Raw genomic sequence first — 20,964 nt, 5'->3', positions numbered from 1 at the left:
GTCAGGCACTGCGCCGGGCACGCATTTCGCGCCGCCGGGTCATCGCATCGGAACGCATCCGGGCGCGCTCGTTGAGCGGGCGCTCGGGGTCCGGCACGGCGTGTGTCGGCACCGGATCGGCTCCCGTGTCGGCGATCGGTTCGGTCCTTCTCGGCACCGCGGCCCTGGCTGGCGCATCCTTCGCCAGACCGGCGACCCGCGCCGCAAGATCGGCCAGCACCGGGAAGCGGAAGATGTCGGTGATCGACAGGCCCCGCACCCCAAGCTCGTCGCGGATTGCCCGATGCGTCTGCACCGCAAGCAACGAATGCCCGCCGAGCTCGAAGAAGTTGTCCCGTCCCGAAATCCCCTGCACCCCCAGAACCGTGGACCAGATCCCGGCAATCAGGGCCTCCGTTCGCGCCGTTTCGGCAGCGGGCGCTGCGCCGGGGGCGGAACCGGGGGCGACGGGCGCGGCGACGACGCGGGAGGGCGCAAGCGGATCCGGCTTTGCCATCGGACCGGACGCGGGCTCCCCTGCCCGGCGCGCAACAGGCGCGGGCAGCGCCTTTCGGTCCACCTTCTTGTTCGGGGTCAGCGGGAAGGCCTCCAGCTTGACGAAATGCGAGGGCACCATGAAAGCTGGCAGGTCTCTGCCCATCTCGCTCCGCAGCGCCGACGCTTTCACCTCGGCGGGCGCGGTGTAATAGCCGACGAGCCGCAGGTCGCCGGGGGTGTCCTCGCGCGCAACGACAACGGCCTGCGAAATCCCCGTCTGAGCTTCCATGACGGCCTCGATCTCGCCCAGCTCGATGCGGTAGCCGCGCAGCTTCACCTGGTGGTCGACCCGGCCGATGAAATCGATCCGCCCATCCATGCGCCGCCGCACCAGATCGCCGGTGCGGTACATGCGACCGGGATGGAAGGGGTTCGGCACGAAGCGCTCGGCGGTCAGATCGGCGCGGCCCCAATAGCCGCGAGTCACCCCCTCGCCGCCAATCCACAGCTCGCCCGGCACGCCCACGCCCACTGGCTGCTGCGCCTCGTCGAGCACGTAAAGCTGCTGGTTGGCCAGCGGCAGGCCGATGTTGACCACCCCGTCGGTGCCGCGCGCGTCCTCGGTCGAGGACCAGATCGTCGTCTCGGTCGGCCCGTACATGTTGGTGAGGCTGGCCCCGGTGATCCGCCCGAACTCCTCGACCAGCGCGCCGGGCAGCGGCTCGCCGCCGAGGAACAGGTGATCCACCTTCGACAGGGCAAACCGCGCCTCGTCATTCATCGCGATCATCCGCGCCATCGAGGGGGTGCACTGCAGATGCGTCACGCCATGGCGCAGGATCTGCGCGGCGATCGAGAAGTCATCCTCGGCGAGCTCCGGGGCAACATTCGCTCGCTTCACCACCTCGGCCAGCGGCACCAGCCCCTCCAGCACGGTATCGACGGCAATCCCGTAGTCGATCAGGCAGGCGATCTCGCCCACGCCGATGCGCTTGAGCTGCTCGGTCCGCTCCAGCGCGTCCTCGACCGTACCGAACAGGCCGCTCTCGGTGAAATAGCGCTCGAAGGCGAAGTCGAGAATGGCCTCGAGATCCTCGGGTTCGAGAATATCCAGATCGAGATCGAAGGCGTTGTTCACCCCTTTCGGCCGCTTGAACGCCGGGAAAGCCCAGGCGTATTGCTTGATCAGAGCCGCCGCCGAGCGCAGGTATTCGCGCATCGGCCCGCGCGCCGTCTCGCGCGCTGCCTCGCGGGTTTCGGCGACATAGCTGTGCAGCATCAGCGTGACGGTGAAATCCTTGGGATTCCGGCCCGCCTCGCGCAGCGCTGCGTGGTAGAGCCGGATCATCTCGGCCACGTCATCGATGCTCTGGCCCAGAAGGTGAGTCAGCACGTTGCAGCCATGGGTTCCGGCGTCTTTCCAGGTCTGCGGGTTGCCCGCGACGGTCAGCCAGAGCGGCAGATCCTTCGACACCGGGCGCGGCTGGGTGACCACCTCAAGCGTCGTGCCGTCCTTGCGGGGGAAGGCGACAGGCCTGCCAGCCCACAAATCCCGAATCTGGGAAATATTCTCGATGACTGCGGACTTGTTGTCCGGCGGCGTGTTCTCAGGCCGAAGCACGAAGTCATCCGGCTGCCAGCCGGACGCCAGCGCCAGCCCGGCCCGGCCGTTCGTGAGGTTGTCGATCACGGCCCATTCCTCGGCGATCCGTGCCGGGTGGTGCAGCGGAGAGACCACCGAACCGGCGCGCACGGCGAGGGTCTCGGTCACCGCCGCCACCGCCGCGCCGGTCACCGAGGGATTGGGATAGGGGCCGCCGAAGGCGTGAAAATGCCGCTCGGGGGTCCAGACCGCGCAGAAGCCGTTGCGGTCACCGAACTTCGCGCCTTCCAGCAGCAGCCGGTACTTGTCGCGCCCGGCACCATCGTCATTGCCCCAGTAGTAGAGCGAGAAGTCCATGCGCTGGTCGGACAGCGGCATCGCCCCCTTGGAGATCAGCGTCCGGTCCTCGTCGGAGGTCAGCACCACCTTGAAGCCACGCGCCAGCGTGTAGAAGAGCTCCAGCACCGAGATATCGAAGCTGAGGGAAGTCACCGCCAGCCATGTCCCGGCCGGTTCACGCGGCACCACCGCATCCATGCCGCAGAAGAAATTCACCACGTTGCGATGTTCGACCATCACCCCCTTGGGCGTGCCGGTCGAGCCGCTGGTGTAGATGAGATAGGCAACGTCCTCGGGCGCGCTCGTCCCTTCGGGGCGCGCCGCCGGAGCCTGCGACAGGCGCGGATCGGCGTCGAGCAGAAGCAGCTGCGCGGCGTGCTCGGGCAGCGTTTGCGCCAGCGCCGACTGGGTGACGATCACCGGCGCGCCACTGTCGGCGATATAGTGCTTCAGTCGATCCGCCGGATAGGCAGGGTCGAGCGGCAGATAGGCGCCTCCGGCCTTGAGGATGCCAAGCGCGCCGACCAAGAGATCGACCGAGCGGCGGGTACAGAGCCCGGCCACCACACCCGGCCCCACGCCCATGCCCCGCAGCACATGCGCCGCGCGGTTGGCGCGGGCGTCGAGGTCGGCATAGCTGAGGCTCTGTCCCTCGAAGACCAGCGCCACTGCCTCGGGGGTCTTCGCCACCTGCGCCTCGAAGGCCGCTTGCACGGTCAGTCCGCGGTCATGTTCGACCCCAGTGGCGTTCCACAGGTCGATCACCATCGCGCGCTCGGCCTCTGGCAGGATCGGCAGGGCGCGGACCTCGGTGCCCTCGGCGAGATGCGCGGCGATCAGTTCCAGCCGCGCGGCGATCAGCTCGGCCAGCGCGGCGGGAAGCCGGCCGCTATCCGCGTGCAGCAGGATGCCCTGCGCGGTCTGCTCGACGGTCAGCAGGGTGCCGGGAATCATGCCCGCCGCCATGCTCAACCCCAGGTGCGGTACCTGCGGCGCGCCGCTCAGCTCCGGCGCGCGGGCCGGCAGGTCGGTGGCGAAACCGACGCGCTTGCGCGCCTCGGCCTGTGCCACGGCCATACGGGCCTCGACCGCCGCCACGTATCCCCCTGCTTCCACCCGCAGCGGCACCCAGGGCGCGATGACCCCGGTTTTGGCGAGCCCGCTCAGGGCGAGGCTGGAGAAGGCGATGTCACAGCTGCCATGCGCGTCGTGCCGGGCCGCAAAAGCCGCGACAACCGAGGCGAAATCTGCCTCGCCGAACGACAGCGCCCGCGAGGTGATCTCGCCCGGCGTCTTGCTTTGCCCGGCCAGCTCGAAGGGGCGCAGCGCCGCGAGGCGGGCGCGCCAGAAGGACTCGTGCGGGGCGACCGCGCGGATCGCGGTGTCGATGCGGGCGCGCTCCTCGGGGAGGACAGGATCGAGGGTGCCGCCGGGCCGGCCCACCTGCGCCACCCGCGCAGGCGCACCGCAGACATGGGCAAACCGCGCCAGCCGCAGCGCGCCACTGCCGCAGGCGACGGTGAGGTGGTCGTCGGTCGCCTCGAGGATCTCGCCCGGTGTGCCGCGCCCCTCGATGCCCTTCGCCTCGCCGACCAGCCACAGCCGGCCGCCCGCGCGCACCTTCGGGGCCGAAAGTGGGTTCGCATAGCCGCCATGATCCAGCGCCCGCACCAGCCGCGCCAGATCGGTCGCGGGCCTGCCGAAGTCGAGCAACCCATGCGCCGAGGGCCGGTCGGCCAGCGCGTGGTAGCTGCGCTGCGACAGATCCTGCGGCAGGCGGGTGAGCCCCGTGGCAAGCTGGCCGAGGACCTCGTCGAAACTGTCTATGGCGGCCTCAAAGGCCTTGGCATTCAGCGTCAGCGCCGTGTCACTGCCCGAGATGTCAAAGCCGCGGGTCACGAGAAGGTCGCCCTCGTCCACGCCACCTTCGATCATGTGCCAGGTGATGCCATGGCGGGTCTCGCCCTCGATCAGCGCCCAGACCGGTGCATTGAGCCCGGCGTGGCGCGGCAGCGGCCCGTCGTGGAAGTTGACCGCGCCCTTGCTCGGCAGCGCCAGGACAGAGGCGGGAATGATGTCCAGATTAGAGATCGACAGCAGGTAGTCGAACGCCTGCGGCAGGCGGTCCGCCAGCCCGTTGCCCGGCGCGATCACCGGGATTCCCTGATCTGCGGCCCATATCCCGATATCGGGATTGCGCGTCACCACGGCGGAAATTCCGTGGCCTGCCGCGAGCAGCTTGTCGCAGCATTGCACCAGCAGGGACTCGTTGCCGATCACGACAGAGGAAAACTTGGCCATCACACTCACTCCACGTTCGCCTCGGCGCGGCCGATCCCTGTGGGAGCGGCGCTGTCCGGCGCGGGCCGGAACAGGGCGCGGAGGTCATGGGACAGAAGATCGCGCAGGAACTGCGCGGGATCGGCGGGCGGCTTGCGCTGGATCAGACGCCGCAGCCGCCACAGCAGGCCGCCGCAAACATGCGACAGCGTGGCCAGCGCGGCATAGGTCCGCCCGTGGGATTTCGCGAAATACAGCCAGCGGCTGTCGAGCCAGAAGCCCGGAACGCGGGCCCAGCGTTTCATGCCGGTCGAGACCGAGCCGATGTGCATGACCTCGCTGCCGCGCACGTAATGGGTCTGATGCCCGGCGCGCGCGGCCCGCAGGCAGAGTTCGGTTTCCTCGAAATAGAGAAAGAAGCGCTCGTCGAAGAGACCGATCTCGTCCAGCACCCTGCGCCGCATCAGCAGCGAGGCCCCGGCCAGCCAGTCGACGCGCCGGGTGGCGCCGGGGACCGGCATCGGAACGGCGCGGTTGCGCAGCAGCCGCGAAACCGGGCCGGAGCGCGCCGCCCCCTCGAACTCGGAGGCGATCGAGGGAAAGCGGAAGGCTGTCATCTGCGCCGCTCCGTCCTCGCCGAAAAGGTAGCTTCCGGCGAAACCCGCCTCGGGGTGGGTCTCGAGGTGCTCGACCAGTGCGCGCAATGCGCCGGCTTCCGGGAAGGCGTCGGAGTTCAGCAGGTAGATGTAGTCGGGGCGGGAGCCGTCCGACATGCCCGCGCGGATGCCGATATTGTTGCCCGCGCCGAAGCCGCCATTATGGCCCGAGGAGATCAGCCGCACCGGCGCAGCCTGCGCCCAATCCTGCGTCGCAAGCGCCTGTGCCATGACCTCGAAAGAGCCGTCGCCGCTGTCGTTGTCGATGAGGATCAGCTCGGCATCGAGCCCCGCCATCGCGCGCAGCGCCGCCTGCGCCGAGCGCAGCGTCATTTCGGCAGTGCGGTAGTTGAGCGACAGGACCAGCACGCGGGGCATCGGACTACTCCGCCGCACGGGCGCTGAAGTTCAGCACCTCGCCGCCCGCGGTGCCCGCCTCGGCCTCGGCGATCGCCCGGCGCATCTGCGCCGCCAGCACCCGCACGTTGGGCTCCAGCACCATGGAATCGTGATCCCCCGGCACCTCGTGCACCTCGACCCCCGGCACGTGCTGGCCCCAGTCGTTGTCCTCCAGGACATAGGCGCGTTCCGAGTTCACCATGCGCCCCTTGCCGACCCGCCACGTGCCGACCAGCGGCGGGCGGTAGAGCACCAGGCGCCCGTCCCAGGGCTGCACCCGGTACCGCGCCACGGCACCGAGGAAAGCGGCCTCGATCTCGGCATTGTGGAAGGCGTGACCGGCGTCGGTCTCGCCCCTGGCGCGGCGCTTCTCGATCTCCCAGCGCAGGCGGTTCCGGGCCCAGACCAGCGGGTAGAGCAGCCCCTTCGCCCTGGCCTGCTGCCACTGGATGCGCAGCCGGTCGGCGCGCTCCAGCGGGCGGCGCACCGGCAGCGGCGTGTCGAGCAGCACGCAAAGCGACACCCGCTCGCCCATCGCCTCGAGCTGGCGGGCGATTTCGTAGGCGGTGATGCCGCCGCCGGAGAAGCCGCCGACCATATAGGGGCCGTCGGGCTGCACCTGCCGCATCTCGGCGATATAGTCGCGGGCGGCCGCCTCGATGCTGTCATGCGGTGCCTCGCCGCCGTAGAGTCCCCTGGCCTGAAGCCCGTAGAACGGCCGGTCGGCCCCCAGCAGATGCGCGAGGTGGCGCAGGTTGAGGACATTGCCGAACATCCCCGCCACCAGGAAGAAGGGCCGGCGCGGCCCGCCCTCGCCCTCGTGCATCGGCACAAGATGGGTGAAGCGGCGCTCTGGGGCCCTGGGGTGCGCCGTATCCGCCTCTGCGGCACGGTAGCCGGTGCGGTCGGCGATCAGCGCGGCGCAGGTGCGGATGGTCGGGGCCTCGAAGAGCACCGAGATCGGGAAGTCGATGCGGAAGGCCTTGCGCACCATGGCAAAGAGCCGGACGGCAATGAGGCTGTGCCCGCCGAGATCGAAGAAACTGTCCTCGGCGCCGACGTTCTGCACCCCCAGCAGCTCTTCCCAGAAACCCGCAAGGATGTGCTCGATCTCGCCCGACGGGGCAACGTAATCGCCCTCGAGCTGCGGGCGGTCGAACTTCTGCCCCTCGGCGGTCTCGGTGGTCGCCGCGGCGGTCTGGCGGGTGAGCTGGTCGAGGTCCATCGACGAGACCACCACCTGCGGCAGCCCGAGCGACAGCGCGCGGGCAAAGGCCTCGACCCCCTCGGCAGGCAGGATGCCCTGGGTCAGGCTGTGGGCGAGTCGCTCCTCGGCCGCGGAAAGCGGCAGCGCATCCGCGGCGTCTTCGACCTCGAGCTCGGCGGCGCCGAGGCGCGGCCCGGCCTGAAGCTGCTCCGGCGTGGCGAGACGGCGCAGGGTAAAGCCCGAAACCTCGACCAGCACGCTGCCATCGGGCGCACAGAGCGTGACGTCGAAGCTTGCGGTCTCCGCCCCGGCGTGGTTGCCGGCCGCATTGCGGACCCAGCTGACGATGCGGTCCGGAAGCGGCGCATGCACGCGGACGCGGGCATAGGAGACCGGCACCCACAGATGGGTCGGCTGCCAGCCGGCGATCAGTTCCATCGCCCAGCCGGTCGCGATGTCGAGCAGCGCCGGGTGCAGCAGACAGCCGTCGTGCGCGGCCTCGGCGGGCAGGGACAGGTCGGCGATCCCCTCGCCCTGTCCCAGCGCGCGGGCGTCCAGCACCTTCCAGCGCGGGCCGAAATCCAGCTGAACCTCCTGCGCGGCGGCAAGCTTGCCTCCCTGCGGCGCGCGCGTCGGCATGCCGCAGCGGCTGCGGATCGCGCCAAGGTCGATTGGCGCGGGGCGCGTCAGCGGCAGCAACGACAGCACCGCCTGCGCAGTGAGGGCAAAGCCGCGACGACCGTTCAGCGTGGCATTGGCCAGAACCTCGAAGCCGTAGCCCTCGTCGCGGCGGGTCAGCCGCAGGCGCATCTCGCGGCTGCCGCCCTCGGTGACGCGCAGCGGGCGCAGGAAGGCCAGGTCGCGGATCTCGGCGGGCATCTCCTCGCGCTGTGCTTTCAGCGCATGGGCTGCCAGCGTGAGATAGCCAGTGCCCGGCAGCAGTGCGTCGCCGGCGCGGGTGCGATGCTCGGCGATGATCCAGTCGTCGGTCGTGAGGGTCGAGGTGAAGAGCCGGTTGCCGCTCCGGTCGAAGCCTGCCGTCTCCAGCAGCGGCAGGCCGGTCGGCTCGGCCGGGGCCTCGGGCAGATCGCCGCGGCGCGCGGCGACGGCCTCGGCGGCCATGCCGACCTCGTTCCAGATGCCCCAGTTGATCGCGGTAACCCGCGTGCGGCCACCGGCGCGCGCGCGGGCAAAGGCGTTCAGATATTCGTTGGCGGCGACGTAATCGACCTGGCCGGCGGGCGCGGTCACGGTGGAAGAGGACGAGAACAGCACGATCCAGTCGCAGGACCCGTCCGGGAAGACCTCGCCCAGCACCTGCGTGCCGTGGATCTTCGGGGTGAAGACTTCTTCGACCGAGGCGGGGGTCTTCGCGAGCAGCGGCGCATCGTCGATCACCCCGGCACCGTGGATCACCCCGGTGATACGGCCGAAGCGCGCCTCGGCCTCGGCGCGGACCGCCCGAAGCTGGTCACGGTTGCAGACGTCGGCGGCCATGACCAAGACCTCGCCGCCCGCCTCCTCCAGCGCCAGCACCGCGCGAATGCGCTGCGAGATGGCGTCCTGTGGTGCGTGGCGGGCCAGATGGTCGGGCCAGTCGGCGCGCGCCGGCAGATCGCGGCGCGAGACGAGGACCAGCTTCGCCCGCTGCGCCGCGAAAGCCATGGCAAGTGTGCGCCCGATCCCGCCGAAGCCGCCGGTCAGCAGGTAGGTCCCCTGCCCCGGCCGGGGCGCGCCCTCGGGCAGCGGCACGGGTTTCATGGCGCAGGCGTAGCGGCGCCCCCCGCGCAGAGCGGCGATGGCATCGCCAGGCGTCGCCAGCAGGTCCTCGAGCACCATGTCGGTGAGCTTCGCAAACTCCCCCTCGCGCTGCGCAGCGGCCTTGCGGCGGGTCAGCAGACCGGCCGCTGCGGGCGCGGGCAGGATGACGTCGAGCGTCGCGACGCTCACCCCCGGCACCTCGCGCGGGATGACACGGGCGGGCCCGGCGATGGTCGCCTTGGACGGATGCGGCAGCGGCTCGTCGCGGACCTGCACCGCGCCGGTGGTCAGCACGCTCAGGTGCAGCGGGCGCGGCAGGGTCTGCTCGGCCAGGGCCTGCGCGAGGAAGAGCAGCGAATAGAATCCCTGCTCCTGCAAGCGGTGGAAGAAGCTCGATCCGGGACGGTGACCCTCGTCGTCGGTGACCAGCCAGAAATGCGCGATGCGGCTCGGCACATGGCCGCGCAGGGCAAGGTCCTGCAACAGCAGGTCATAGCCCTCGCGCCCGCGCTCCGGCGACAGGATGTAGGAGGTGTCGGACCGCCGGGTGAAGGTGTCGCCGGGGCGAACCTCGATCACCTGATGCCCGGCGGCGACGAGCCGCGAGGCGCAGCGCGCGGCCAGCCCGGCCCCGTCCATGAACATCAGCCAGACCTGCGGCTCGCCCGCGTCGAGCCCCCCGGCCAAGTCGAAGTCCACCTCGGCGGCGCGCGGCCGCCAGGCCGGTGCCCAGCCCCAGGCGCCGAGATCGTCGCTGCGCGTCAGCCGCTGCGGCGCGGCCTGCGCCTGGGTCTTGCCCGGCGCGATGAAATAGGGCGCGCGCTGGAAGGCGTAGCTCGGCAGCACCACCCGGTTGCGGCGGGCCTCGCCCCAGACCTGGCTCCAGTCGATCTCGGCCCCCAGTGCCCAGAGCCGGCCAAGCACCTCGAACATGTACTTGTCGTCGGCGATCTGCTCTTCGGCATGACGCAGCGAGCTCAGAACCTGCTGACCCGGCACCCGCGGGTGCTGGCGGGCCAGCGAGGACAGCGCCTTGCCCGGCCCGACTTCCAGGAAAATGCGGCTCTGTTCCTCGGCAATCGTGGCGACGCAGTCGGCGAACTGCACGGTGCCGCGCAGGTGCTCGGTCCAATAGTCCGGGCTGGTGGCCTGCTCGACGGTCATCCAGGTCCCGCTGCGGTTCGAGGTCAGCGGTATCTGCGGCGGACTGAGGTCGATCGAGCGCAGGTAGGCGCGGAACTGCTCGAGGATGGGCTCGAGCATCCGGCTGTGCGCGGCGATGTCGATGGCGATGCGCTGGCAGTCGATCCCGTCCGATTTCAGGCTCTGTTCAAGGGCATTCAGCGCCTCTATCGGCCCCGAGGCCACCGACAGCTCGGGGGCGTTGACTGCACCGAGGTCGAGCGCCTCGCCAAGGTGGGTCTGCAGGCTCTCGGCAGGCAGGTTCACCGAGAGCATGCCCCCGGCGGGTACGGAATCGAAGAGCCGCCCGCGCAGGTGCACGAGGCCGATGCAATCCTCGAAGCTGATCACCCCAGCGAGACAGGCGGCGCTGTTCTCGCCCATCGAGTGACCGGCAAGCGCGGCCGGGACGATGCCCCAGCTCATCCAGAGCCGCGCCAGGGCGACCTCGACGATTAGGATCAGCGGCAGTTGCAGCGAGGGCTGTTTCAGCGCTTCGTCGGCGGCGGGTTTCGCCTCGGGCGCAGGCAGCCAGAGCGCACGGATATCCGCGTCGGTGATCTCGGCCAGCGCGGCCAGCCCGCGATCCATCCAATCGGCAAAAACAGGCTCTGTTTCGTAGAGATCGCGCGCCATGCCGGCGTATTGCGCGCCGCCGCCGGGGAACATGAAGGCCACGTCCGGGCGGTCAAGCGCACTGTGGGAATGCACCCTGCGAGGGGTGTCCTGCTCCAGCAGAAGCGCCGCCTCGACGTGGCTTTCCGCCACCACAACGCGGCGCTTGTCGAAGGCGTGGCGCCCCTGTTTCAGGGTATAGGCCACATCGGCGAGCGGCTGCTCGGGGTGCGCGCGCAGGTGCGCCGCGAGGCGTTTTGCATTGGCATCCAGGGCCGCCTTGCTGCGCCCGGAGAGGGTGAGGATCTGGAACGGCCAGTCGCTTTGTTCGGACGCGGCACGCGCCGGGGCCTCTTCCAGCACCACATGCGCATTGGTGCCGCCGACGCCCAGCGAATTGACCCCGGCGCGGCGCGGGTGGCCGCGGCGCTCCCAGGGGGTGAGCACGTCGTTCACCACGAAGGGAGAGGCCTCGAAATCGATGGCGGGATTGGGTTTCTCGAACCCAAGCGAGGGCGGCATTTGCGCGTGGTGCAGCGCCAGCGAGGTCTTGATCAGGCTCGCGACCCCTGCGGCGGTGTCGAGATGGCCGATGTTGGTCTTCACCGAGCCGATGCGGCAATGCCCTTGTTCAGAGCCGCTTTCCGCAAAGGCCTGGGTCAGCGCCGCCACCTCGATCGGATCACCTAGATAGGTGCCGGTGCCGTGACATTCGACGTAATCGACCGTGTCAGAGGGGATCCCGGCGACGGCTTGTGCCTCGGCGATCGCCTGCGCCTGACCATCGACCGAGGGGGCCAGATAGCCCGCCTTTCCGGCGCCGTCATTGTTGATCGCCGTGCCCTTGATCACCGCCCAGATGTGGTCGCCGTCGGCGATCGCATCCCTCAGGCGGCGCAGCACCACCACGCCCGCGCCCGAGCCGAAAACCGTGCCCTGCGCGCGATGGTCGAAGGCATGGCATTCTCCGTCGGGCGAGAGGATCTCGTTTTCCTTGTAGAGATAGCCGCGCGTCTGCGGCAGCTCGATGGTCACCCCGCCCGCCAACGCCATGTCGCACTCGCCCCCCAGCAGCGCCTGCACGGCGAAATGGGTGGCGACCAGCGAGGTCGAACAGGCGGTCTGCACGTTCACGGAAGGTCCGTGCAGGTCGAGCACGTAGCTCAACCGGGTGGTCAGGAAGTCCTTGTCGTTGCCGGTATGGCGCAGCAGGAACATGCCCGTGTTCTCGACGAGGTCGGGGTTCGAGCAGAGGTTCACGTAGAAGTAGCTGCCCATGCCGACGCCGCCGAAGACACCGACGGAGCCGTCGAAGCTCTGCGGCACATGGCCGGCATTTTCCAGCGCCTCCCAGGCGGTCTCGAGGAACTGCCGGTGCTGCGGATCCATGATCGCCGCATCCTTGGGGGCGAAGCCGAAGAACTCGGCGTCGAACATCTCGAAGCCGTCGAGCGGCGCGCCGAAGGGCACGTAGTCGCGGTGCCGGAGCAGCCCCGGATCCTCGCCCGCGGCGGTCAGTTCCTCGTCGCTGAAGCGGCGGATGGCGCGACGGCCCTCGCGCAGGTTTTCCCAGTAGCTCGCGATGTCCGCTGCGCCGGGCAAATGCGCGGCCATGCCGACGATGGCAATCTCCGTCTCGGCGATGTCCCGTTCACTGTCCAAGAAACGTCCCTCACTCGCACAAACCCGCGATGTCTCGCTCCGTAAAGTCTGAATACGGAGAAAATTGGGCGCAATCCGGGAAGGCGCGCCCTGGCTGGAAACAAACATCGGCCTGGCGGCGGCACTGTCCATCCGAGCAGAGTCTATCAGGCGAGATCTGCGCTGTCTGCGCCGGGACACGTCGTCACGCACTGGTGAAGCAATCAGCCGCCCTGCGCCGCCAGCGCGGTCACCGCGGACCAGTTGAGCGAGATCGCGACAAGCGCCAGCGCCGCGCCGAGCAACGCGAAGACGAGATCATGCAACGGGTCCCAGACCCCCATGCGCCGCGCCAGCCAGACCACAACCGGATAGGCCAGCAGGAAGGCCGCCCCGTAGCCCAGCAGCGCGCCGATCAGCCCGTAGGTCTCGAGACCGACGAGGATGCAGCCGATCATCAGCACCGCCCGCGTCAGCGCCAGCACGAAAAAGCTGCGGCTGTCACCCGCCGCCAGCGCCGCCTGATCGTAGGTCTGCACCACGATCTGCGGCATCTGCATGCAGGCGACGATCACGGTCACCGCACCGGCGGCAAGGTAGCGCGAATCGTACATCAGGGTGACAAGCCAATGGCCGCAGAGCCCGAAGCTGGCAACCAGCAGCAGCAGCGGACCGGTGACGGCGAAGCGCATCTTGCGCAGGCGCCGGAAATTCTCGCGGCTCGCCCGCGGCGGGCTCTCGCGGTAGATCGGGATCAGCACCTTGCGGGTGACCATGCCGCCCAGCAGCATCGGGAAGGACGCAAGGAAATAGCCGATGTTGTAGACCCCGAAGGCTTCGAGGCTGAGGTACTTGCCGATCAGGATCTTGTCGCCCTGGCTGAAGAAGAAACCGCAGACGGTCGACAGGAAGATCCACTTTCCGAAATTCACCAGCTCGTGCCGTGCCTCCGCCTCCATGCGGAAGCGGTTGCGCCCGCCGGCCAGAAAAGCCGAATTGGCCACCACCTCGAAGAGGCTGCTGATCAGCCCCGAGATCACCAGCGCCCAAACCGAGCCGGTGGCCCAGGCCAGAAGCACAGCGCTGACAACGCCGAGCGTCTGCGTGGCCAGTTCCAGCAGGGTGACGCGGCCGAGCCGCAGGTGACGGTTGGCGCTGTCCATGCGGGTCGGGCGGAAGCCGACGATCAGCAGCGCCAGCCCCGCAACGGGCAGAAGCTGGAGAAGCTGCGGCTGGTCGTAGAAGGCGGCCATCGGCCAGGCAAACGCGCAGGCGGTGAGCCACAGCCCGATGCCGCGCAGCACCTGGATGGTCCAGGCAGTGTCGAGGAAATCGCGGTCGTCGCCGCGCCTGCTTTGCAGGATCGCCGGGGTGACTCCCACGTCCGAGAACTGCATCAACCCCATCAGGAAGACCGTGAGCAGTGCCATCAGGCCAAAGGCCTCGGGGAACAGCAGCCGCGTCAGGATCAGGTTGCCGCCCAGTCGCAGCGCCTGGCTGAAACCGAAGCTGCCCACGGTCAGCAGCGAGCTGCGCAGCACGCGCGCGCCCAGAGAGGCGCCCGAGAAGCGCTGGATCAGGGTGGTTGTCACCGGCCGCGGCTCCATTCGGGTCGGCCCTGCGGGGTCAGCCGCACCAGCAGCGCCACACCGGAATAGACGGCAAAGCCGATCGGATCGCGCAGCGCCATGCGCAGCTTGCCGGACATCGAGAGCGGCAGCTTGTCGTCATTGCCAAGAAGCCGAGGGTAAAGCGCGCCGACCTGCGCGACGCCCGCGTCCTGGCGGCGGCGCACGCGGACCAGTGCCGCCAGCCCCTCGGCGATCGGCCATTCGTAATGGGCCGCCACCGAAACGCGCTCTGCGGGGGTGAAGCTCAGCCGCACGAACGTGTCGTCCGAGATGATGTCGGGGAACTCCTGCCAGCGGGCACGACCCTCGGCATTGACCGCGAAGACGCCGCAGCCAGGAACACCGCCGGTCATGAAGGGCACCTGCCGCCAACTGCGGGCATAGGCGCGGGCGGCCCAGCCGTGGGCGGTGATGCGCAGCCGGCCGCTGGCATAGCGCGCGCCAGGCCGGGACAACGCCGCGTGGATCTGCGACAGGAGCGGCCGGCTGACCGTCACATCGGCGTCGAGATAGACTCGGCTCCCTGCCCGTGCCTCGGCATCTCCGGCATTGAGCGCGGCGAGCTTGCCGCCCTCGGCGCGTTCGATCACCCGCAGGCTCCAGCCGCGTGACGCAAAGTCATCCTCGAGGGCGCGGGCGCGGGCGGCGGTGTCATCCCGGCACCCATTGGCGACGACGATGACCTCGGGCGCGGGCAGCGCGCCGGGCCAGTCCGAGGCCAGGAGCGCCTTGAGACACGCACCGATCAGCGCGCCTTCGTTGCTGGCGGGCAGGATCACGGCAAGGGAGGGGCTGCTAGTTACGCGAGATTCGTCAGACGCCATGATCCGTACCAAGGACGACACACATGCATAATCCATGCACCAGGACAGGGTAGCTTTGCCAGCAAACTGTGGCCAAAGAATGATTTGAAGCAATGTGTGTTTTTATTGCCGGGCGGGCCTGTCTGCTCGGCGCGTGGGGGGCTCTGTGCCGCAGAAACTTCGGATCGGGTATCTCGTGCCCCAGTTCCCAGGGCAGACCCATATCTTCTTCTGGCGCGAAATCGAGGCACTGGAGGCGATGGGCCACACGGTGCACCTTCTGTCGACCCGCGTTCCGCCGACCGGGTTGATCGCCCACAGCTGGTCCAAGCAGGCCATCGCCCGCACCACATACCTTGGCGAGATCCGCCCGCTGGCGGCAGCCACTACGCTCGCGCGCCTGCTGCCGCGCGGGCTGCCGCGCGACCTGTTGCGCGAGGGGCCGCGCTTTGCCCGCGATACCGTGCTGACGCTCACGGCTGCCGAGGCGCTGCGGACCCATGCCGCCGAACATGGGCTCGACCATATCCACGTGCACAGCTGCGCCCGCGCGGCGCTGGTCGCCAACCTCGCGCAGAGGCTGGGCGGGCCGCGGTACTCGCTGACGCTGCACGGCCCACTGTCGGATTACGGACCGGGCCAGAGGGTGAAGTGGCGCGATGCCGCCTTCGCCACGGTGATCACCCGCAAGCTCACCGAGCAGGTGCACGAGGCGCTGGCCGGGCACCTGCCGCCGCGGCTGGTGATCCGCCCGATGGGTGTCGACACCGACATGCTGCGCCGCGCTGCGCCCTACGTGCCGCCCGAAAAGGGCCGGCCCCTGCGGCTGTTCTCCTGCGGACGGCTCAACGTGGTGAAGGGCCATCAGGACCTGATGTCGGCCATGCGCCAGCTGCTCGACCAGGGCGTCGACGTGCGGCTGGAGATCGCAGGCGAGGATGACGCCGGCGGCACCGGCTATCGCACCGAACTCGAAGCGCAGCTGCGCCGGCTGCGGCTGCAGGACCACGTGAAGCTGCTCGGTGCGATCGACGCCAGCGCGGTGCACGACAAGTTGCTGGCGGCGCATGTCTTCGTGCTGGCCTCCTGGCACGAGCCGCTCGGCGTCGCCTACATGGAGGCGATGGCCTGCGGCGTGCCGGTCATCGGCACCGATGGGGGCGGGGTGCGCGAGCTGATCGACGACGGCCACACCGGCAAGCTGGTCGCTCCGAAAGACCCGACGGCGCTGGCGCGGGCGATCCGCGAACTGGCGCAGAATCCCGAGAGCGCGGCACGCTTCGGTGCGGCGGGCCGGGCGCGGGTCGAGCGGGACTTCCGCGCCAGCCTCGGGGCGGAGACCCTGGTCGAGGAAATCCTGCGCGCACGCCAGGGGTAGGGGCAAAAGCCTTCGAAGGCTTTTGCAACTCTCTTCGAAGAGAGTTGCCGGTCAGAGCCCGGCGGCGGGCAGCTCGAGTCCGGGCGAGTCCTCGAATTCCAGCGTCTCGACCGCGAAGAGCGTCACCTGCCCCTTTGGCCCCTCGGCGATCAGCCGCCCCTCGGCATCGCGGCCGAAGGCGTAATCCCCGCGCGCGCCCGGCAGCAGCGCCCGGTCGCGGCCCGGACCGCCGTGCAGGTTGTCATCGCCGCCCTGCCCCGCCAGCAGGTCGTCCCCCGCCCCGCCGAGCAGGACATCCGGGCGCGCGCTGCCGTCAAGACGCTCACCCTCCGGCGCGGCGCGCGCCAGCAGGCCGTCGTCGAAGGTCCCTTCGGCGCGCTCTTCCCATGCGGTCGGGGCCGAGGCATTGTAGCTCATCAGCATGTCCCAGCGCGGGTTGGCATCGTCGAGGTGCCGCAGCGCCCCCCAGCTGCCCCATTGCGAGGCCGGGGCGACATCGACGAAGGCGTTGAACAGCGTGCCCCCCGCGCCGATCCAGCCGGTCAGCAACTGCTCGTAGAGCTTGGCCACCTCGGGACTGTAGTTGAACACCTCGAAGAAGCCGGTAAGCCGCTCGTCCTGCACCCGCTCGGCCTGCGCCGCCACATGGGTGCCGCCCTCGTACATCACCAGCCGCAGACCGGCGGTTTCGGCCACACCGGCGTGATAGGGGAAGATCTCGCCGGTCAGCTCGGCCAGCGAGCCTTCCTGCAGCGCCATGGCCACCGGCAGCATGGCGGCATCATATCTGTGGCGCTTGACGTATTCGCGCAGCGCGACGCGGCGCAGCCCCTGCGCCTCGCCCTCTTCCTGCGCCTGCATCTCGGCGCGCGACAGCCAGTCATCCATCTGGCCCGCCATCTCCTCGCCGCCCAACTCGTAGCCGAAATAGCCCGCCACCGCGTAGGCGTCGAAACTCTCGCGCGGCGCGCGGCCGAGCGTCAGGTAGGCGAGCGGCGCGGTGAGGATCTGCTCCTCGAGTCCCGGCCAGCCGGTATGGGTCGAGATCACCCGCACCAGCCGGTCACTCGCCCTGTCGCCGAAGACCTCGGTCCAGATGTCCATGACCTGCGCCGCGCGCAACCCGTAGAACTGAATCCAGCCCGATTCCGAGCGGCCCCAGCGCGCCTCGGCCTGCTGCGCCGCCCATTGCGCCTGCGGGAAAATGTGGTTCCAGACCTCGTTCGAATATTCGACATAGGCCTTGAGCCCCGGATCGAGCCGCGCCTTCACCAACTCGGCGAAGCGCCGGACATAGTCATCATCCGCCATGTGCGGCAGGGTAAACCACGGGTCGGCGCCGACCTGGTTGGCCAGGGCGATCATCACCTCCGGCGGCACACCCCAGGCGGTCCATGTCGCATCGCCGAGACGCGGGCGGTCGTCCCAATGCTGGACCGGAGAGCCGTTGGTCATCATCCAGTCCATGAAGCGCAGGCTGCGCAGGTCGTGGACGCGCGCCAGCCACTCGGGATTGAACAGCGCCCCGGCTTCGAAGAGCGCGACCTGATCCTCGCGCAGCACGTGGATGTCGCGGATCGGATCCTCGGGATCGATGGACGAGAGCGAGATCCCGACCGAGCCCTCGCCCGGCGCATAGTCGAAAAGCGCGCGCCCCTCTTCCATCCGCACCCGGCTGGCGCGGCCGGTGATCTGCAGATCGCCCTTGCCCGTCCAGAGCACCACGTAGGTGCCGCGCAGATGCGAGGCGGCCTCGGGCTGGTCGGTGAGCAGCAGGGCCTCGAGCCGCTCGACCCCTTCGGGTATGCGCAGCGGCCAGCCCTCCGCGTCGAGCGCGCCAAGCGCGCGCAGCGCGTCGATCTCGACCCCGCCCCATTGACCCGGCAGGTGACCGATCCAGGGGCGCGCGGACTTCATCAGGTCTACGAAGGGGTGCTGGGTGGACCAGTCCGACAACCCGTTGAGTCCCATCGCCAGCGCCGGGGGCCCTTCGGGCCGGGCGCCGGGCTCGGGCAGCGCCAGATCGGGGCGCGGAGGCAGGGGCGCCCCGGCGGCGGGAGCCTGCGCTTGCTGCGCGGTCTCGGGCCGAGGCGCCGCCGCCGCGGCGCGCTGCTCGGGCAGCAGCGCCGAGACCAGCTGCCAAACGCGCCCGGCGATCTGTGGATAGGCGGAGGCGATGGCCTGGTCGATCTCGGGCGGCGGTCTGTACCCTTCCGGCGGCGGCGCGGCGTAGAGCGCGCTGTAGCTGACCATGGCAGCGAGGAAGTAGAGCGAGGCGGTGCCATGCGGCGCGTCATCGACATAAAGCGCCTCGACCGGCATGTCCTGCAACAGCCCGCCCTCGCCCAGCAGGTCCGACATCACCCGCGCCACGGGAACGAGTTGCACCGGCCGCTCGGGGCGTGCGGCCCGCAGCTTCTCCAGAAGATCGTCGTACCAGACTCCGTAAGCCGCAAGCGTGTACGCGTGGTAGCGCCGCATCCCCCGCGCCGAGGGTGGGAAGTCGCCCGCGACCGAAGCCATGTCGGGCCAGCCCTCGTAGATCCACAGCGGCGTGCCGGGGGCGTGGCCCTCGACCCAGTCGGCGACGGTGAGAATCGCGTCCATCGGGCTGGTGCCCGAGGGGTTGTTGCCGGGATAGGGAGCATCGGCCCCCTGGTATTGCAGGAAGTTTGCCGGGGTGATCAGCACGGCGTCATAGCCCGCGTCCCCAAAGGCGCCGCGGCCCGGATCCCAATTGTTCGCGACGCCGGGGATGGTCCAGTTCGGCACTGGCGGCAGCCCGTCGGAGAAGTCGCGCAGGAATCCCCACTGCCCGTCCAGGGCAAGGCTCGCGCCATCCGCCTGGGCCAGCTGCGAGAGCCAGTAGGGCGTGTTGCTATGGGCTTCCTGCCCAAGGAAATGCACCAGTGAATTCCCGAAGACATAGACCTCGCGCGCCGGGCGCTCCCCCTCCTGCGCGAGGGCTGCCAACGGCCAGCCGGCGGCCAGAATTGCCGCCCTGAGTAAACGCCCGACCATGAAACTCCCCTGAACCAAATACCTTCCCCGGAGCATATGGGCACCCGGCCCGACCACTCAAGCGGCGCGCGGCAGGCTTCTGCGGCGCAGCATAATTTTCCGTCAGAAGAACGGCTTTTGCGGTTTTCATTTCTTTCGCCGCGCGTATAGTCGCCGCCATGATGACACTTGGCCAAATTCCTGCTGCTGCACGTGCGCTTCGCGCACCGGTTGCGCTTGGCCTGCGTCTAGTCCTAATCCGCCTCTGAGCGCGCATCTCGGCGCGACCGCTCAGAGGAGGACCGTTTCGCGCCGGCGAACCCTTTCCAGGACGACGACTCAAGAGATCCGAAAAATGACCGATCAAGCCAAAGACCGCGTGTACATCTTCGACACGACCCTCCGTGACGGCGAACAGTCGCCCGGCGCGACCATGACCCATGACGAGAAGCTCGAGATCGCCGAGCTGCTCGACGAGATGGGTGTCGATATCATCGAAGCGGGCTTCCCGATTGCCTCCGAGGGCGACTTCCGCGCCGTCTCGGAGATCGCCGAGCGCGCGAAAACCTCGGTGATCTGCGGCCTTGCCCGCGCACAGATCAACGACATCGACCGCTGCTGGGAGGCGGTGAAACACGCCGCCCGCCCGCGCATCCATACCTTCATCGGCACCTCGCCGCTGCACCGCGCCATCCCGAACCTCACGATGGACGAGATGGCCGAGCGCATCCACCAGACGGTGACCCACGCGCGCAACCTCTGCGACAACGTGCAGTGGTCGCCGATGGACGCGACCCGCACCGAGCATGACTACCTCTGCCGCGTGGTCGAGATCGCCATCAAGGCCGGCGCCACTACGATCAACATCCCCGACACCGTGGGCTACACCGCCCCGCGCGAATCGGCGGACCTCATCAAGATGCTGCTCGAGCGGGTGCCGGGCGCGGATGACATCATCTTCGCGACCCACTGCCACAACGACCTTGGCATGGCGACGGCCAACAGCCTTGCCGCCGTCGAGGCCGGTGCGCGGCAGATCGAATGCACGATCAACGGCCTTGGCGAGCGGGCGGGCAACACCGCGCTCGAAGAGGTGGTGATGGCGCTCAAGGTGCGCGGCGACATCATGCCGTACGAGACGAAGATCGACACCCGCAAGATCATGCACATCTCGCGCCGCGTCGCGACGGTCTCGGGCTTCCCGGTGCAGTTCAACAAGGCGATCGTCGGCAAGAACGCCTTTGCCCACGAGTCGGGCATCCATCAGGACGGCATGCTCAAGAACAAGGAGACCTTCGAGATCATGCGTCCCGAGGACGTGGGTCTTGCGGGCACCTCGCTGCCGCTTGGCAAGCACTCGGGCCGCGCCGCGCTCCGTGCCAAGCTCAAGGACCTTGGTGTCGAGGTGGGGGACAACCAGCTCAAGGACATCTTCGTGCGGTTCAAGGACCTTGCCGACCGCAAGAAGGAGGTCTTCGACGAGGACATCCTCGCGCTGGTGACGGCGGCGATGACCGATGGCGCGGATCACCTCGAGATCGTCTCGCTCAAGGTCGTCTGCGGCACCGGCGGTCCGGCCGAGGCAACACTCGAGATGGAAGTGGGCGGCGAAGAGAAGTCCTGCGTGATGGAAGGCGACGGCCCGGTCGACGCCACCTTCAAGGCCGTGCGCGCGCTCTACCCGAACTCGGCCCGTCTGCAACTTTATCAGGTGAACGCGGTGACCGAGGGCACCGACGCGCAGGCCACCGTCTCCGTGCGTCTGGAAGAGGATGGCAAGATCGCCACCGGCCAGTCGGCTGACACCGACACGGTCTACGCCTCGGCCAAGGCCTATGTGAACGCGCTCAACCGCCTGCACGTGCGCCGCAGCAAGACCGGCAGCGACCAGAAGGAAATCAGCTACAAGGACGTGGGCTGACCCGCCTCAGCGCCCTGTCATGACGAAACGAAAGCCCGCTCTCGAAGGAGCGGGCTTTTTCCTGCCTCGGG

General features: G+C 69.0%; 8 protein-coding genes. 2 read left to right on the top strand and 6 right to left on the bottom strand.

The genetic code is table 11. The features are described 5' to 3' along the window. Window position 1: 1 nt before the first annotated feature. From IQ782_RS04165 to IQ782_RS04145, 5 genes are all read right to left on the bottom strand, one after another. The gene (locus IQ782_RS04165) at window positions 2-4,720 is read right to left on the bottom strand and encodes a MupA/Atu3671 family FMN-dependent luciferase-like monooxygenase (RefSeq protein WP_194133358.1); all 4,719 of its coding nucleotides are present in this window, start codon (window positions 4,718-4,720) and stop codon (window positions 2-4) included. 5 nt (window positions 4,721-4,725) lie between these two features. Then, window positions 4,726-5,733, bottom strand: a complete 1,008-nt coding sequence (locus IQ782_RS04160; protein ID WP_194133357.1) for a glycosyltransferase family 2 protein — start codon at window positions 5,731-5,733, stop codon at window positions 4,726-4,728. A 4-nt stretch (window positions 5,734-5,737) separates the two neighbouring features. Then, window positions 5,738-12,181, bottom strand: a complete 6,444-nt coding sequence (locus tag IQ782_RS04155) for a type I polyketide synthase (protein ID WP_277347830.1) — start codon at window positions 12,179-12,181, stop codon at window positions 5,738-5,740. 203 nt (window positions 12,182-12,384) lie between these two features. Next, window positions 12,385-13,767, bottom strand: a complete 1,383-nt coding sequence (locus IQ782_RS04150) for an oligosaccharide flippase family protein (RefSeq protein WP_194133355.1) — start codon at window positions 13,765-13,767, stop codon at window positions 12,385-12,387. Then, window positions 13,749-14,615 (bottom strand): glycosyltransferase, encoded by an 867-nt coding sequence (locus IQ782_RS04145; RefSeq protein WP_194133354.1) that lies wholly within the window; start codon window positions 14,613-14,615, stop codon window positions 13,749-13,751. Before IQ782_RS04145 ends, IQ782_RS04150 begins: the two co-directional genes overlap by 19 nt. Before the next feature lie 145 nt (window positions 14,616-14,760). Between IQ782_RS04145 and epsE the strand changes: the two genes are divergently transcribed. Then, on the top strand, window positions 14,761-15,972 hold the full coding sequence (epsE, locus tag IQ782_RS04140) for an exopolysaccharide biosynthesis GT4 family glycosyltransferase EpsE (protein WP_194133353.1): 1,212 nt from the start codon (window positions 14,761-14,763) through the stop codon (window positions 15,970-15,972). A 51-nt stretch (window positions 15,973-16,023) separates the two neighbouring features. Here epsE and IQ782_RS04135 read toward each other — a convergent pair whose 3' ends face one another. After that, window positions 16,024-18,993: a calcium-binding protein gene (locus tag IQ782_RS04135; protein WP_194133352.1), complete on the bottom strand. Its 2,970-nt coding sequence runs from the start codon at window positions 18,991-18,993 to the stop codon at window positions 16,024-16,026. 334 nt (window positions 18,994-19,327) lie between these two features. Between IQ782_RS04135 and IQ782_RS04130 the strand changes: the two genes are divergently transcribed. After that, the gene (locus tag IQ782_RS04130) at window positions 19,328-20,893 is read left to right on the top strand and encodes a 2-isopropylmalate synthase (RefSeq protein ID WP_194133351.1); all 1,566 of its coding nucleotides are present in this window, start codon (window positions 19,328-19,330) and stop codon (window positions 20,891-20,893) included. Window positions 20,894-20,964: the final 71 nt, after the last annotated feature.

Source organism: Salipiger mangrovisoli, from assembly GCF_015223355.1.
Classification (GTDB): domain Bacteria; phylum Pseudomonadota; class Alphaproteobacteria; order Rhodobacterales; family Rhodobacteraceae; genus Salipiger; species Salipiger mangrovisoli.
This window is presented reverse-complemented; position numbering and strand designations above follow the sequence as displayed.